This is a genomic window from Mesorhizobium sp. CA12 (genome assembly GCF_020165255.1).
GTDB lineage: Bacteria > Pseudomonadota > Alphaproteobacteria > Rhizobiales > Rhizobiaceae > Mesorhizobium.
This window is the reverse complement of record NZ_JAIUHT010000001.1, coordinates 761,330-775,606: the sequence shown is the minus strand read 5'-3', so window position 1 is coordinate 775,606 and position 14,277 is coordinate 761,330. Positions and strand designations below refer to the sequence as shown.

16 protein-coding genes are annotated in these 14,277 nt (G+C 62.9%); 4 read left to right on the top strand and 12 right to left on the bottom strand.

The genetic code is table 11. The features are described 5' to 3' along the window. Positions 1 to 13 precede the first annotated feature (13 nt). Together LB520_RS03705 and LB520_RS03700 are read right to left on the bottom strand one after the other, a co-directional pair. Entirely contained in the window at positions 14 to 1,426 is a 1,413-nt protein-coding gene (locus LB520_RS03705; protein WP_224602430.1) for a circularly permuted type 2 ATP-grasp protein, read from the bottom strand. Positions 1,427 to 1,595: 169 nt separating this feature from the next. Next, on the bottom strand, positions 1,596 to 1,832 hold the full coding sequence (locus LB520_RS03700; protein ID WP_040995065.1) for an Lrp/AsnC ligand binding domain-containing protein: 237 nt from the start codon (positions 1,830 to 1,832) through the stop codon (positions 1,596 to 1,598). Between the two features lie 214 nt (positions 1,833 to 2,046). On the opposite strand from LB520_RS03700, the gene LB520_RS03695 reads away from it, so the two are divergent. Continuing rightward, complete coding sequence (locus LB520_RS03695) at positions 2,047 to 2,466, top strand: DUF4864 domain-containing protein (protein WP_224636463.1); 420 nt, start codon at positions 2,047 to 2,049, stop codon at positions 2,464 to 2,466. 19 nt (positions 2,467 to 2,485) lie between these two features. On the opposite strand, the gene LB520_RS03690 is transcribed toward LB520_RS03695, so the two are convergent. The 8 genes from LB520_RS03690 to coaD all read right to left on the bottom strand — a co-directional run bounded on the left by LB520_RS03690 (position 2,486) and on the right by coaD (position 8,708). Further along, positions 2,486 to 3,943, bottom strand: coding sequence for a hypothetical protein (locus tag LB520_RS03690; RefSeq protein WP_224636462.1), 1,458 nt, complete (start codon positions 3,941 to 3,943; stop codon positions 2,486 to 2,488). Between the two features lie 92 nt (positions 3,944 to 4,035). Continuing rightward, the gene (tgt, locus tag LB520_RS03685; RefSeq protein WP_224636461.1) at positions 4,036 to 5,166 is read right to left on the bottom strand and encodes a tRNA guanosine(34) transglycosylase Tgt; all 1,131 of its coding nucleotides are present in this window, start codon (positions 5,164 to 5,166) and stop codon (positions 4,036 to 4,038) included. Further along, the gene (locus tag LB520_RS03680; protein ID WP_224636460.1) at positions 5,159 to 5,428 is read right to left on the bottom strand and encodes a hypothetical protein; all 270 of its coding nucleotides are present in this window, start codon (positions 5,426 to 5,428) and stop codon (positions 5,159 to 5,161) included. The genes tgt and LB520_RS03680 overlap by 8 nt, the downstream gene beginning before the upstream one ends. After that, on the bottom strand, positions 5,418 to 6,506 hold the full coding sequence (gene queA / locus LB520_RS03675) for a tRNA preQ1(34) S-adenosylmethionine ribosyltransferase-isomerase QueA (protein ID WP_224636459.1): 1,089 nt from the start codon (positions 6,504 to 6,506) through the stop codon (positions 5,418 to 5,420). Before queA ends, LB520_RS03680 begins: the two co-directional genes overlap by 11 nt. Before the next feature lie 90 nt (positions 6,507 to 6,596). Then, entirely contained in the window at positions 6,597 to 7,046 is a 450-nt protein-coding gene (locus LB520_RS03670) for a DMT family transporter (protein WP_224636458.1), read from the bottom strand. A 10-nt stretch (positions 7,047 to 7,056) separates the two neighbouring features. Beyond that, entirely contained in the window at positions 7,057 to 7,569 is a 513-nt protein-coding gene (locus LB520_RS03665; protein WP_095765300.1) for a peptidylprolyl isomerase, read from the bottom strand. Positions 7,570 to 7,598: 29 nt separating this feature from the next. Further along, on the bottom strand, positions 7,599 to 8,189 hold the full coding sequence (locus LB520_RS03660) for a peptidylprolyl isomerase (RefSeq protein WP_411969854.1): 591 nt from the start codon (positions 8,187 to 8,189) through the stop codon (positions 7,599 to 7,601). Between the two features lie 18 nt (positions 8,190 to 8,207). Further along, positions 8,208 to 8,708, bottom strand: a complete 501-nt coding sequence (gene coaD, locus LB520_RS03655; RefSeq protein ID WP_095765298.1) for a pantetheine-phosphate adenylyltransferase — start codon at positions 8,706 to 8,708, stop codon at positions 8,208 to 8,210. A gap of 191 nt (positions 8,709 to 8,899) precedes the next feature. Between coaD and LB520_RS03650 the strand changes: the two genes are divergently transcribed. Then, positions 8,900 to 9,052 (top strand): hypothetical protein, encoded by a 153-nt coding sequence (locus LB520_RS03650; protein ID WP_095765297.1) that lies wholly within the window; start codon positions 8,900 to 8,902, stop codon positions 9,050 to 9,052. 41 nt (positions 9,053 to 9,093) lie between these two features. On the opposite strand, the gene gyrA is transcribed toward LB520_RS03650, so the two are convergent. Together gyrA and LB520_RS03640 are read right to left on the bottom strand one after the other, a co-directional pair. Further along, complete coding sequence (gyrA, locus tag LB520_RS03645) at positions 9,094 to 11,880, bottom strand: DNA gyrase subunit A (RefSeq protein WP_224528955.1); 2,787 nt, start codon at positions 11,878 to 11,880, stop codon at positions 9,094 to 9,096. A gap of 163 nt (positions 11,881 to 12,043) precedes the next feature. Further along, entirely contained in the window at positions 12,044 to 12,874 is an 831-nt protein-coding gene (locus tag LB520_RS03640; RefSeq protein ID WP_224636457.1) for an AraC family transcriptional regulator, read from the bottom strand. Positions 12,875 to 12,959: 85 nt separating this feature from the next. Here LB520_RS03640 and LB520_RS03635 point away from each other — a divergent pair, with 85 nt between their 5' ends. Together LB520_RS03635 and LB520_RS03630 are read left to right on the top strand one after the other, a co-directional pair. Beyond that, complete coding sequence (locus LB520_RS03635; protein WP_224636456.1) at positions 12,960 to 13,493, top strand: hypothetical protein; 534 nt, start codon at positions 12,960 to 12,962, stop codon at positions 13,491 to 13,493. 149 nt (positions 13,494 to 13,642) lie between these two features. Beyond that, a complete protein-coding gene (locus LB520_RS03630; protein ID WP_140546758.1) occupies positions 13,643 to 14,272 on the top strand; it encodes a MarC family protein in 630 nt (209 codons plus the stop codon). The last annotated feature ends 5 nt before the right edge of the window (positions 14,273 to 14,277 follow it).

Genomic DNA, 14,277 nt, shown 5'->3' with positions numbered 1-14,277 from the left:
TCTCTATTCGCTCTTAATCATCCAGCACCCACGTATCCTTCGTCCCGCCCCCCTGTGAGGAATTGACCACCAAGGACCCCTCCTTGAGCGCGACGCGCGTCAAGCCGCCGGGCACGATCTGGATACGATCCGAAACCAGCACGTACGGCCGAAGATCGACATGGCGCGGCGACAGGCCCTTTTCGGTCAGGATCGGGCAGGTCGACAGCGCCAGGGTCGGCTGGGCGATGTAGTTCGAGGGCTTCGCCTGCAGCTTTTTTGCAAAGTCCTGGCATTCCTTCTTGGTCGCCGCCGGGCCGACCAGCATGCCGTAGCCGCCGGAGCCGTGCACTTCCTTGATGACGAGCTCGTGGATGTGCTCGAGCACATATTTGAGGCTGTCGGGCTCCGAACAGCGCCAGGTCGGGATGTTGCCGAGGATCGCCTTGCGGCCGGTGTAGAACTCGACGATCTCCGGCATGTAGGAATAGATCGCCTTGTCGTCGGCGATGCCGGTTCCCGGCGCGTTGGCGATGGTGATGTTGCCGGCGCGGTAGACATCCATGATGCCGGGCACGCCGAGCGCGGAATCCGGCCGGAAGGTCAGCGGATCGAGGAAGTTGTCGTCGACGCGCCGGTAGAGCACGTCGATCTGCTTGTAACCTTCGGTCGTACGCATCGCCACATGGCCGTCGACGACACGTAGGTCCTGCCCTTCGACGAGTTGCACGCCCATCTGGTCGGCAAGGAACGCATGCTCGAAATAGGCCGAGTTGTACGAACCCGGCGTCAGCACCGCGATCGTTGGCGCGCCCTTGCTGCTTTGCGGCCGCACCGCGGCCAGCGACTGGCGCAGGAGTTGTGGGTAGTTCTCGACCGGCCGAACCTTGATCTTCTGGAACAGCTCCGGAAAGAGCTGCATCATCGTCTCGCGGTTCTCCAGCATGTAGGAGACGCCCGACGGCGTGCGGGCATTGTCCTCCAGCACGTAGAACTCGTTCTCCGAGATGCGGACGATATCGACGCCGATAATGTGGGTGTAGACGCCGGCCGGCGGCCTGATCCCGATCATCTCGGGCAGGAAGGCCTCATTCCTGGCGATCAGGTCCTTGGGTACCCGCCCGGCGCGCAGGATCTCCTGGCGATGATAGATGTCGTCGAGAAAGGCGTTCAGCGCCTGCACGCGCTGCTCGATGCCTTGCGTCAGCCGGCGCCATTCCTGGCCGGAGAGGATGCGCGGGACGATGTCGAAAGGGATCAGCCGCTCGGAAGCTTCCTGCTCGCCATAGACGGCAAAGGTAATGCCGGTCTTGCGGAAGACGCGCTCGGCATCCTGCATTTTCTGGGTAAGCCTGGCTGGGTCCTGCTCCTTCAGCCAGCGATCGTAAGCCTCATAAGGTCTTCTCAATCCGGAAACTTCCGGAAGCATTTCGTCGAACGCTGCCAATCGCGTACTCCCCTCTGAGACCATTTCACTGGCCTCGCCGGAGAAAATCAAGCGCAATCGGAGATTTAGGAAGCCGCGGCGGCCACTCTATGCAAATTGCCTAAAATCAAGGCACGGACAGCAAGGCTGGGTCAGCTCCTGCTTCCCGGCGGGGCACAGACAGGCCCGGTCAGAACGCCCGGAAGGTCACAATGGTGAAGGTGTCCTTGATTCCAGGCAGAATCTGCACCCGCTCGTTGACGAAATGGCCAACGTCTTCCTCGTCGTCGATATAGAATTTGGCAAGCAGGTCGTAATTGCCCGCGGTCGAGTAGATCTCGGAGGCGATCTCGGCATCGGCGAGCGCGCTGGCAACCTCATAGGACTTGCCCAGGTCGCACTTGATCTGCACGAAAAATGCCTTCATTGCCCGGTCCTGCCAGCCTGCTTCATGAATAAGCGGCCCTTGTGGCAGACTGCTGCCCGGCTTTCAAGCTTCCCGCGCCGCGCACCTCGAAGAGTACCTGATCCCGCTTCCCGACGCTGAAATGGTGAAATCTTCGCATCCCGGTGAAACCACGCCATGGCGCGATGCGTATGTTAGATTGCATTCGCCAAAGCGAATTCCGGGGAGGCAGGCCATGCGCCGCGCTTTGTTCGCACTTGCTCTTGTTCCGATGTTGATAGCCTCGCTTGCTTTCGCCGGCGACGCCGAGATCAAGGCCGCGCAGTCGGTCATCGACAGCCAGTTAAAGGCCTTCGTCGCCGATGACGGCGCCACCGCCTACAGCTTCGCCGCGCCGAACGTGAAGCAGATCTTTCCGACCGTCGACACCTTCATGAACATGGTGACGAACGGCTACGCGCCGGTGCGCAAGCCCCGGTCCTATTCCTTCGGCAAGGTCGAGCAGACCGGACCCGGCTCGATCATCCAGCAGGTGCTGATCGTCGGGCCCGACGGCAAGGATTATGAGGCGGTCTATACGCTGCAGCAACAAGCGGACGGCAGCTTCAAGATCACCGGCTGCAGCCTGCGCGCCTCGACTTCGGTCAGTACCTGAGCCCGCCCCGCATGACCGCTCAATCTCGGCGGCTATACAGTGTCCAGCCCAGACCGGAGAGGCCCCAGAAGGTCGAGGCTCCGGCTCGTTCGTAGGCAAGCGCGCAATCGAAATCCACGCGCTCCGGCTGTTTTTGGGTATCGCCTTCGAGAATCAGCCAGTCCGCGCGTCCGGTGCAAATCTTGTCCTGGGTGACGAGCGATGCCTGGCGGCCGATGCGCGCAGCGAAATAATCGACCACCATGCCGGTGCGGAAATCGGCGTTGGTGGCATATGTGGCGGCGCCGCTCTTTGTCATCTCGTCCACCATCCCGGAATAGGAACCGCGCCCATGCTCATAGAAATGGGCCAGCAACGCCGCGTTACCGCCGGCCACAAGAACGAGCATCCCGGCGGCAAAAAGCCTTCTCTTACCGCCGGCGTCGAAGCCGCGTCCGATCAAGTCTCCGGCCCAAAGCAGCAACAAGGTTCCGCTGACAATGAAATAGCGCGGGAATTCAACATTCGGCAGATGCGCCGCCGCCATCAGGGCGGGCAGCCCGACGACGCCGATGGCATAAAGGCTGGCCCGGCGATCGCGCGAGACGCCTGCATGTGCCAAGACCAGGATGCAGGTCACCGCGACGCACGTCCAGTCGCCGATCCAGTCCGGTAGACCGAAAAGATAGCGGATCATTCCGCCATAGCCGGCGGCGAATTTCTCGAGCGAGAAAGAGGAAAAACCGCCGATATTGAAGCTGAACCATCGTGCGCCTACAAGCATTGCCGCGGCAAGCGGAAGCACGGCAAGGAAAGCAGGCAGAAAGGCTTGGACGACCTCCTTGTTGACGACAATCAGACTGCGGCTGCCTCGCCAGCTCAGCCACGCCGTCCAGGCCGTTAGCACCACCACCGTTTCGACCATTGTCAGGTGGGAAAGGAAGCCAAGCAGAATTGCGACAGCAAGAGCGACGCCGTACGCACCCCGCTTGTCGAACCAGCGCTCCAGAAGAGCCACCGCAACGAGTGTGAACAGCGCCAGGCCGGCATAGCCACGCGCCTCCGAGCCGTAGTGAACCATCGGATAGCTCAACGCAAACAGCAGCGCCGACCCAATCATTGCCCAGCGTCCGCGCGATATCGCCGCGGCTGCAATGACGGTGCATCCGCTGAGCGTTATTGAGAAGCCGCGCTGGACCAGCGGCGCGGCATCGGGCCCGACGACATACTGGTATATCGAGTTGAGAAAGTGGTTGTTGTCGTGGTTCACACGCCAGAATATCTGGTCGATCGAGGTCAGCGGCTTCAGCAGCGTGATGCTCCAGATCTCGTCGTGCCAGAGATCCCCGCGCGCGCCGAGCAGGCGCAAGATAAGGCCGACAAGCACGACCCCTGAAATTACAAGTAATAGACTGTAACTCCATTGCTGGGTCGCCGCAGAACCTGGCCGGTAAAAATTAGCGCTTGCTGCTTTATGGTCGACGATCGACACGTCCATCTTTACCAAAGTCGTGCCGCCCCTTGCCTCGATATGGCAAGGCATACTTACTCTTGATCTGATTTATGAAAGGTTTTCCGACGCTTCCCCGATCAGAGGACCGGGATATCGCCCCGCGCCCAGCTTTCGGTAATCTCGGCGGCGCGCGCTTCGAAAGCCTGCGCCTCGATGGCTGCTCGGACGTCCTGCATCAGCCTCTGATAATAAGACAGGTTGTTCCAGGTGAGCAGCATGGCGCCGAGCGCTTCCTGCGAGCGCACCAGGTGATGCAGGTAGGCGCGCGAATAATCGCGCGCGGCCGGGCAGTCGCTTTCCTCGTCGAGCGGGCGCGGATCGTCGGCATGGCGGGCGTTCCTGAGATTGACCTTGCCGCGGCGCGTGTAGGCAAGGCCATGGCGGCCGGCGCGGGTCGGCATCACGCAGTCGAACATGTCGATGCCGCGCGCCACCGATTTCAGGATATCGTCCGGCGTGCCGACGCCCATCAGGTAGCGCGGTCTGTCGGCCGGCAGCTCCGGGCAGGTGATGTCGAGCATCTCCAGCATCACCGGCTGCGGCTCGCCGACCGCGAGCCCACCGACCGCATAGCCTTTCAGATCCATCGCTTTCAGCGCCTGGGCGGAGCGCACGCGCAAGGCCGCGCTGTCGCCTCCCTGGACGATGCCGAACATCGCCTTGCCTGGCTGGTCGCCGAACGCCGCCTTGCAGCGCTCTGCCCAGCGCAGCGACAATTCCATGGCGCGCTCGATCTCCTCGGGCTTGGCCGGCAGCGCCGTGCATTCATCGAGCTGCATCTGGATGTCGGAATCGAGCAGTCCCTGGATTTCGATCGATCGCTCCGGCGACATCTCGTAGGGCGCGCCGTCGATATGCGAGCGGAAGGTGACGCCCTGTTCGGTTAGCTTCCTGAGCTTCGACAGCGACATGACCTGAAAGCCGCCGCTGTCGGTCAGGATCGGATGCGGCCAGCGCGCGAACTCATGCAGGCCGCCGAGTCTGGCCACGCGCTCGGCGCCTGGTCGCAGCATCAGATGGTAGGTGTTGCCGAGGATGATGTCGGCGCCGACCCCGCGCACCTGGTCCATATACATGGTCTTGACGGTGCCGCCGGTGCCGACCGGCATGAAGGCCGGCGTGCGGATCTCGCCGCGCGGCATCGAGACCAGGCCGCGCCGCGCCTTGCCATCGGTGGCAAGCACCTCGAATGAAAAAGTCTCAGCCATTGAATTCCTTGTCGTGCTCCGGCGCGCCGGGCGCCTGCTCGTCGAGCGACTGCCGGTAGCGGATGCAGCCGCGCATGAATTTCGGCCATGGCGGCACGGCAATCGCCGGCTCGGTCCTTTCCGGCAAAAGCTCCCAGAGGTCAGGATGATGCCAGCACAGATCATGCCCGGTCGCGTCGCGATGCGCGCGAATGCCGGCGCGCAGTTTCTTCACCTCCGCGATCAGCGTATCGCGGTCCATGCTGTCGAGGTCATCGTCCATTGCTCGTCTCCGCACGAAAAAGCAGGCTTGCGTCTCCATAGGAGTAGAACCTGTAGCGGTTCTCGGTGGCATGCGCATAGGCCGAGCGCATCGTCTCCAGCCCGCTGAAGGCCGAGACCAGCATGAACAGCGTCGAGCGCGGCAGATGGAAATTGGTCATCAGCATGTCGGCCGTACGGAAGCGATAGCCGGGCGTGATGAAGATGTCGGTGGGTCCGGACCAAGGCTCTATCCTGCCGTCGTCGCGCGCCGCGCTCTCCAAGAGCCGCAGCGATGTCGTGCCGACGCAGATGATCCGCCCTCCCCGCGCCTTGGCCGCGTTGAGCGCCGCCGCCGTCTCCGGGCTTACCGAGCCGGTCTCGGCATGCATTTTGTGGTCGGTCGTGTCGTCGGCCTTCACCGGTAAAAAAGTGCCGGCGCCGACATGCAGCGTGACGAAGCGGCGCTCGATGCCGTTGGCGTCGAGCGCCGCGAACAGCTCCGGGGTGAAATGCAGGCCGGCGGTAGGCGCGGCCACCGCGCCTTCCTCGCGCGCATAGATCGTCTGATAATCGGCGCGGTCGCGCTCGTCGTCCTCGCGCTTCGACGCAATGTAGGGCGGCAGCGGGATATGCCCGACGGCATGCAGCGCCTCGTCGAGAAAGGCGCCCGACAGATCGAAGCCGAGCAGCGCTTCGCCGCCCTCGCCTTTTTCAAGCACCGTGGCGTCGAGCCGGCCCAGAAAGCAGGAACTGCCGTCATGGCCGAACTGGATGCGGTCGCCGGCGGCGATGCGCTTTCCCGGTCGCATGAAGGCCAGCCAGCGGTCGGGGCCGGTGCGCATGTGCAGCGTCGCCTCGACCTGCGCCGCCGCTTCGCCGCGCAGCCTGATGCCCTTCAATTGCGCCGGGACGACCTTGGTGTCGTTGAACACCAGCACGTCGCCGGCCTTAAGCAGCGCCGACAGGTCCCGGACTGTCCGGTCCTCGAAACCGGCACCCGGCCTCACCACCAGCAGCCGAGCGCTGTCGCGCGGCTCGGCCGGCCTGAGCGCGATGCGGTCTTCGGGAAGATCGAAATCGAAGAGGTCCACTTTCATGCCTGCGGCAATAACCCGATCGCCGCGCTCTCGCCACCGTCTTGTTGCCGCGCCTTGCGAGCAATTGCCGTCGAACGAAACAGCCGACGCTCAGGTCAGCCGCACCAGCAGCGCTCCGGCCAAGAGCAGCACAGCGCCGGCGACACGGCCAAGCGAGATTTCGCGCACCGCCACGCCAAGGAAGCCGGCGCGGTCGATCAGCATGCCGGCGATCAGCTGGCCGGCGACCAGGAAGGCCATCAGCGCCGCCGCGCCGATGCGTGGCGTGAGGATCGTCGACAGCGTCACATAGAAGCCGCCGAGCATGCCGCCGGCGACGAACAGCCAGGGCGCCGGCGCCTTCCAGTCGAGCGAGATGCCCTGCAGCTTCATCACCGAAATCGAGATGATGCCGAGCACGATGGCACCGGACAGGAAGGAAAAGGCGGCGGCCGCGACCGGAAGGCCGAGGCCCTTAGCCAATTGCGAATTGATCGGCGCCTGGATGGCGATGAAGGCGCCGGACAGGATGCCGAGCAGGGACCAGACAGCGCCCATCATCGTTCCGCCTTTACTTGACGTCTGCCGCGACTTTCAGCGACACGATCTTGTCGGGATCCTGCACCGGCTCGCCGCGCTTGATCTTGTCGACATTCTCCATGCCTTCGATGACCTGGCCCCAAACCGTGTACTGACGGTTGAGGAAGGCCGCGTCGTCGAAGCAGATGAAGAACTGCGAGTTCGCCGAGTTCGGGTTCTGGGCCCTAGCCATCGAGCAGGCGCCGCGGCCGTGATTGGCGTTGGAGAACTCGGCCTTGAGGTCTGGCTTGTCGGAGCCGCCCATACCCGCGCGCGACGGCGCATAAGTGGGCTTGCTCGAATTGCCGAACTTGACGTCGCCGGTCTGCGCCATGAAGCCGTCGATGACGCGGTGGAACACCACGCCGTCATAGGCGCCTTCGCGCGCCAGTTCCTTGATGCGGGCGACGTGCCCGGGCGCCAGCTCGGGATACATTTCGATGACGACCGGGCCCTTGGTCGTTTCCATGATGAGCGCGTTCTCGCGATCCTTGATCTCAGCCATGTCGGAAATTCCTTTGAAAATTGAGCGAGTTACTTACTGTCGGCGGCGATGCGAACCTTGATCATGCGGTCGGGCTCGGTGACCGTGCCGTTGTCGGCCTCATCGCCCTTCTTGATCTTATCGACGAGATCCATGCCGCCGACCACCTTGCCGACGATGGTGTACTGGCCGTCGAGGTTCGGCGCCGGCGCGAACATGATGAAGAATTGCGAGTTGGCCGAGTTCGGGTCCTGCGAACGGGCCATGCCGACCACGCCGCGCGCGAACTGCTCGCTCTGCGAAAACTCGGCCGGCAGGTCGGGAAGATCGGAGCCGCCGGTGCCGACGGCTTCGGGGTCGAACCCCTTCTTCATGTTGCCGAATTTAACGTCGCCCGTCTGCGCCATGAAGCCGTCAATGACGCGGTGGAAGGCGACGTTGTCGTAGGCGCTGTCGCGCACCAGCTTCTTGATCTGCGCGACATGCTTGGGCGCCAGATCGGGACGCAACGCGATGGTCACGTCGCCGTCCTTGAGCGTGATGATCATGGTGTTTTCCTTGTCGGCGGCGACGGCCGGCAAGGACGCCGCGAAAAGGCCGGCAACCACGACAAGGAACGAAGCGAGCTTCTTCAGCTGCATGGGTATCTCCGGGAAAACCTATTTGGTGAACTTGGCGGCGAGCGCGCCGGCAACGGCCGCAGGCACGAACGGGCGGATATCGCCGCCCATCGACGCAATCTGGCGCACAAGTGTGGCGGTAATGGTGCGCACCGACGGGCTGGCGGGCAGAAAAACCGTCTGCAATTCGGGCGCCATCGTCTCGTTCATGCCGGCCATCTGCATTTCGTAATCGAGGTCGGTGCCGTCGCGCAGCCCCCGGATCATGATCGAGGCGCCGTGCTTGCGGGCCGCGTCGATGACCAGCCCGTCGAAGGACACGACCTTGATACGATCGCTGTCGCGACCGAATTCGACCTTGGTTGCGGCCTCGATCAACTCAACGCGTTCCTCGAAGGAAAACAACGGCTTCTTGCCCGGATGAATGCCGATCGCCGCGTAGACGGTGTCGGCCACCGCCAGCGACGCTTTCAGCACATCGAGATGGCCATTGGTCAGCGGGTCGAAAGAGCCGGCGTAAAGGGCGGTGCGTTCCGTCATGGCAGGCTTCTAGCGACCCTCTCGGACAAAGGCAAATCTCATTAATTGCATTGCCGTGAACCTTTTCGCGCCGATGAACGACAGATGAATGTGGCAATCACGAACATTTCACGCAGCGTTCACTAGGTTGCCGCTTCAAGCGGTGAAACCAAATCCCCACCTCATCGTTGTACGCCCAGGAGAACACGCAAATGCTGATCTACATGCTTGCCACTGCAATGACCATTGTGATGCTGATCGCGACTGCATTCGGGTTGCATCAGGAAGCAGCGCGAGTGCGCGTCAAGGCCAATACCAAGCGGCTCGATGGTTTCGCCCATCGCAACGTCTACCGTCGCCACTGATCATGATCGCACCGGCCCAGAGAGGCCGGTGAAGCTTGAACCTATTCGCCTTCGCCCATGTCGTCGGTGCCGGTCTCGCTTGAAGCCACGTCTTCGGCCTCTTCGTCCGACTGCGGTTCCGAAATCCGCTCCACCGATACAACCTTCTCGCCTTCGGCCGTGTTGAAGATCGTCACGCCCTTAGTGGCCCGGCTGGCGAAGCGTATGCCGTTGACCGGCACGCGGATGACCGTGCCGCCGTCCGAAACCAGCATGATCTGATCGTCATTGCCGACCGGGAACGTCGCGACCAGCCGGCCGATCTCGGCTACCTTCGACACATCGGTGGCGCGGATACCTTTGCCGCCGCGGCCCGTCAGCCGGAAATCGTAGGACGACGAGCGCTTGCCGTAGCCATATTCGGTCACCGTGAGCACAAGCTTCTCATGCGCCTTGAGGAACTCGTAGCGCTCCTCGGAAAGCTCGGCTTCCTCGCCGATTTCCTCATTGGTGAGCGCGATCTCCTCCTCCTCGCCGGCTCCGCCGGCGGCAAGCCTGCGCTCCGCCGCGGCGCGCTTCAGATAGGCTGCGCGCTCTGCGGGCGACGCATCGACGTTCTCGATGATGGACATCGAGATGATGCGGTCGGTCTCGGCCATGGTTATGCCGCGCACGCCGACGGAATTGCGGCTCTGGAACACACGCACATCGGAGACCCGGAAACGGATGCACTGGCCGGAATTCGCTGTCAGAAGCACATCGTCATTGTCGGTGCAGGTCTCGACGCCGAGGATCTCGTCGCCCTCTTCCTCCAGCTTCATGGCGATCTTGCCATTGCGGTTGACCTGGACGAAGTCGGACAGCTTGTTGCGGCGCACGGTGCCACGCGTGGTCGCGAACATCACATCGAGCTCGCCCCAGCTGGTTTCGTCCTCCGGCAGCGGCATGATCGTCGTAATGCGCTCGCCCTGCTCGAGTGGCAGCATGTTGATCAGCGCCTTGCCGCGCGATTGCGGGTTTCCGATCGGCAGCCGCCAGACCTTTTCCTTGTAGACGATGCCGCGCGAGGAGAAGAACAGCACCGGCGTGTGCGTGTTGGCGACGAACAGGCGGGTGACGAAATCCTCTTCCTTGGTCGACATGCCGGAGCGGCCCTTGCCGCCGCGGCGCTGCGCTCGGTAGAGTGAAAGCGGCACGCGCTTGATGTAGCCGGAATGGCTGACGGTGACGACCATGTCCTCGCGCTGGATCAGGTCCTCGTCTTCCATATCCGAACCGCCGTCGGTCAGCTCGGTGCGGCGCGGTGTGCCGAACTCGTCGCGGACCGCGACCAGCTCGTGCTTGACGATCTGCTGGATACGCGCGCGCGATGACAAAATATCAAGGAAATCGACGATTTCAGCGCCGATCTGGTTCAATTCGTCGGCGATCTCGTCGCGGCCGAGCGCGGTCAGGCGCTGCAGGCGCAGGTCAAGAATGGCGCGCGCCTGTTCCTCGGACAGATTATAGGTGCCGTCCTCGTTGATGCGATGGCGCGGATCGTCGATCAGCTGGATCAGCGGAGCGACGTCGTGTGACGGCCAGCGCCGCTCCATCAACTGCTCGCGCGCCGTCTGCGGATCCGGCGCGGTGCGGATCAGCTTGATCACCTCGTCGATATTAGCGACCGCAATCGCCAGCCCGACCAACACATGCGCCCGCTCGCGCGCCTTGCGCAGCAGATATTTCGTGCGACGGCTGACGACTTCCTCGCGGAAGCCGACAAAGGCCTTCAGCATGTCGATCAGCGTCAGCACTTCCGGCTTGCCGCCGTTGAGCGCCACCATATTGGCGCCGAACGAGGTTTGCAGCGGCGTGAAACGGTAGAGCTGATTGAGGACAACGTCGGCTACGGCGTCGCGCTTCAACTCCACGACGACGCGGTAGCCCTGGCGGTCGCTCTCGTCGCGGATGTCGGAAATGCCCTCGATGCGCTTGTCGCGCACCAGCTCGGCCATCTTCTCGATCATCGAGGCCTTGTTCACCTGATAAGGAATCTCGGTGACGACGATGGATTCGCGGTCATTGCCGCGCTGCTCGATCTCGACGCGGCCGCGCATGACGATCGAACCGCGGCCCGTCGAATAGGCATTGTAGATGCCCGAACGGCCAAGCACGATGCCGCCGGTCGGGAAATCCGGACCGGGCACGATCTCCATCAGCGCCGTCAGGTCGATCGCCGGATTGTCGATGAGAGCGATGGCGCCGTTGCAGACTTCGACGAGATTGTGCGGTGGAATGTTGGTGGCCATGCCGACGGCGATACCGCCGGAGCCGTTGACCAGAAGGTTCGGGAAACGGGCCGGCAGTACCTTGGGCTCGCTGCCGGACGCATCATAAGTATCCTGAAAATCGACGGTTTCCTTGTCGATGTCCTCCAAGAGCTCATGCGCGACCTTGGTGAGCCTGGACTCGGTGTAGCGCATCGCCGCCGGCGGATCGCCGTCGATCGAGCCGAAATTGCCCTGACCGTCGATCAGCGGCACGCGTAGCGACCAGTCCTGCGCCATGCGCACCAGCGCGTCATAGATCGAGGCATCGCCATGCGGATGGTATTTACCCATCACGTCGGCGACCGGGCGGGCCGATTTCACATATTTGCGGTTCCAGTGGTAGCCGCTCTCATGCGAGGCATAGAGGATGCGGCGATGCACCGGCTTCAGGCCGTCGCGCACGTCGGGCAGCGCACGGCTGACGATCACGCTCATGGCGTAATCGAGATAGGAGCGCTGCATCTCCTCGATGATCGAAATCGGCTCGATGCCGGTGGGGCCGCCGTCCGGCCCGCGCGGTGTCTTCTGGTCGGTCAAATCAGGTCACAATCCAGTCGGGAATCACTCACCGCTTATATAGGAAGCCTCGCCGAAACTCCAATGTCGGCCGGACTTTTCCAGAGACAATTTTGATGGCAATTTCAAATGGATATCGCTGATTGCGACGATATGGCCAAGGTCGATTTCGCTTCAGCCGGCGTTAGCGCCCTCTGGTCCGTCTGGCGCGATACACGCCGGGAGCTTGTCCCATCTCGCGCCGGAACCGGCGGTTGAAGGTCGACAGATCGTTAAAGCCGGCATCGAAGGCGATCGTCGAGATCGCCGCGCTCGAGCTGCGCAGACGCACCGCGGCGCGGTGCAGCCTCGTCCTCAGCAGGAATTGATAGGGCGTCATGCCGGCAACCTGCCGGAACGTGCGCAGGAAGTGAAACGGGCTTGTCGCCACGCCGGCAGCGAGCTTGGCAAGCGACAATGGTCGATCGGGGTTGAGCTCGATCAGCCGCACCGCCTCGGCAACGCGTTTCTGGTCGCGGCGGCTGGGCGCCCGGCCAGCTGTGGAAGTGTCGGCCGCAGCCGTGGCGACCGCCCCGGCCATGCGCAGGCCCAGTTCCTCGAATGCGTCGCCGTCGCCCGCTTCCCGTGCCGCCTCCGCCTCGGCCAGCAGAGGCGCCAGCGCCGGCAAGGGCGGCAGGCGTGGATGGGTAAAGCCGAGCCGTTTCACATCCGGCAGGTCGGCCAGGACGCGCTCCAGATAGGCCGGCGAAAAATGGAAGGAGAGGCAGCGGTCGCCGGCGCCGTGCTCATGCCCGCATTCATAGCAGGCGCCGGGATTGCCGAGCAGGATGGCGCCCGGCGCCAGCATCGCCGTCCCCTGGCGCGTGCGATAGCGGAACGTGCCCCTGGTCACGGCGGCGACGCAAAAGCTGCAATGCTCTTCCTCGAATGGCTTGTCGCCGGCGATGGCCGTGCACACCACGTCGGACACCTGCCAGCCATGTCCGGAAGCCAGAGTTTTCTGCGCGGTCGTCATGGCTGAAAGATAGCAATTTTTCCCAAGCGCAGAACACTGCCATACCGCTATTGCTGGCCCTCTCCTGACAAACGAGGCAGCAACAATGACCGATCCTTTTGCCGAGGCCCTGCACAGCGACGGCCCAAAACCGGACCTTGCCGAAAAGCTGAAACTCTATGGCCGCTTCATCGGCGCATGGACGTTCGATGCCACACGCATTCTCGAGGATGGCACAAGGCTCGCGGGTCGCGGCGAAGTGCATTTCGGCTGGGTTCTCGAAGGCCGCGCCGTGCAGGACGTCTGGATCTTGCCCGCGCGGAACACCGGGGCCCAGACTTCGCTCGGAGCATGGACCTTCTACGGCACCACATTGCGTGTCTACGATCCGGGCGCCGACGCCTGGCACATCTTCTGGAGCGACCCGCGCAACCAGTATTACAGCCGCCAACTCGGCCACGCCGAGGACGGCACGATCGTCCAGGTCGGTACCGACGGCACCGGCGCGTCTGTGCGCTGGAGCTTTTCACGCATTACCGAAAACTCGTTTCGCTGGCTCGGCGAGCGCTCGCATGATGGCGGCGCGACCTGGCGCATGGAGGTCGAGTTTCTGGCTCGTCGCCTAAATGAACCTCAATAGCGATCGAAAAGCCGCAAGGAATTGAAAGTAGCGATCCTTCGCGCCTGCTTTCGCAGCTTCGCACACCATTTCCTTCCCGCTTTCCAGCGCCACGGCTTTGCTCTACCAATTGCAAAACCTGGGCTTCGCCCGGCGGGAGGGGACCAGCGATGCCGAGTTTCGACAGCCTGTTCAACGCCTTCGTCACCATCCTGGTGACCATCGACCCGCCGGGACTGGCGCCGCTGTTCCTTGCCGTGACGCGCGGCATGAATCGTGACGAGCGCCAGCAGGTTTCGGTCCGCGCCTCGGTGATCGGCTTCCTGGTCATGGCGCTGTTTGCGATTGCCGGCGCCTCGATCCTGTCGGTGTTCGGCATAACGCTGCCGGCCTTCCGCGTCGCCGGCGGCTTCCTCTTGTTCTTCATCGCCTTCGAAATGGTGTTCGAGCGCCGTCAGGACCGTAAGGAGAAGATCGGCGACGTCGCCATCACCAAGGACATGATTCACAACATCGCCGCCTTCCCGCTGGCAATCCCGCTGATCGCCGGTCCGGGCGCCATCTCGGCAACCGTGCTGCTATCGGGCTCCTTCCAGGGTTTTGGCGCACAGGCGGCGCTGGTCGGGATCATAGCGATCTGCCTGGTGATCACCTTTCTGGTTTTCGTGCTGTCCGAGCGCATCGACCGCATCCTCGGCCAGACCGGCCGCTCGATCCTGACCCGTCTGCTCGGCGTCATTCTCGCGGCGCTTGCCGTGCAGTTCGTGGCGGACGGCATCAAGGCGCTGATGGCCGCTTGAACAGT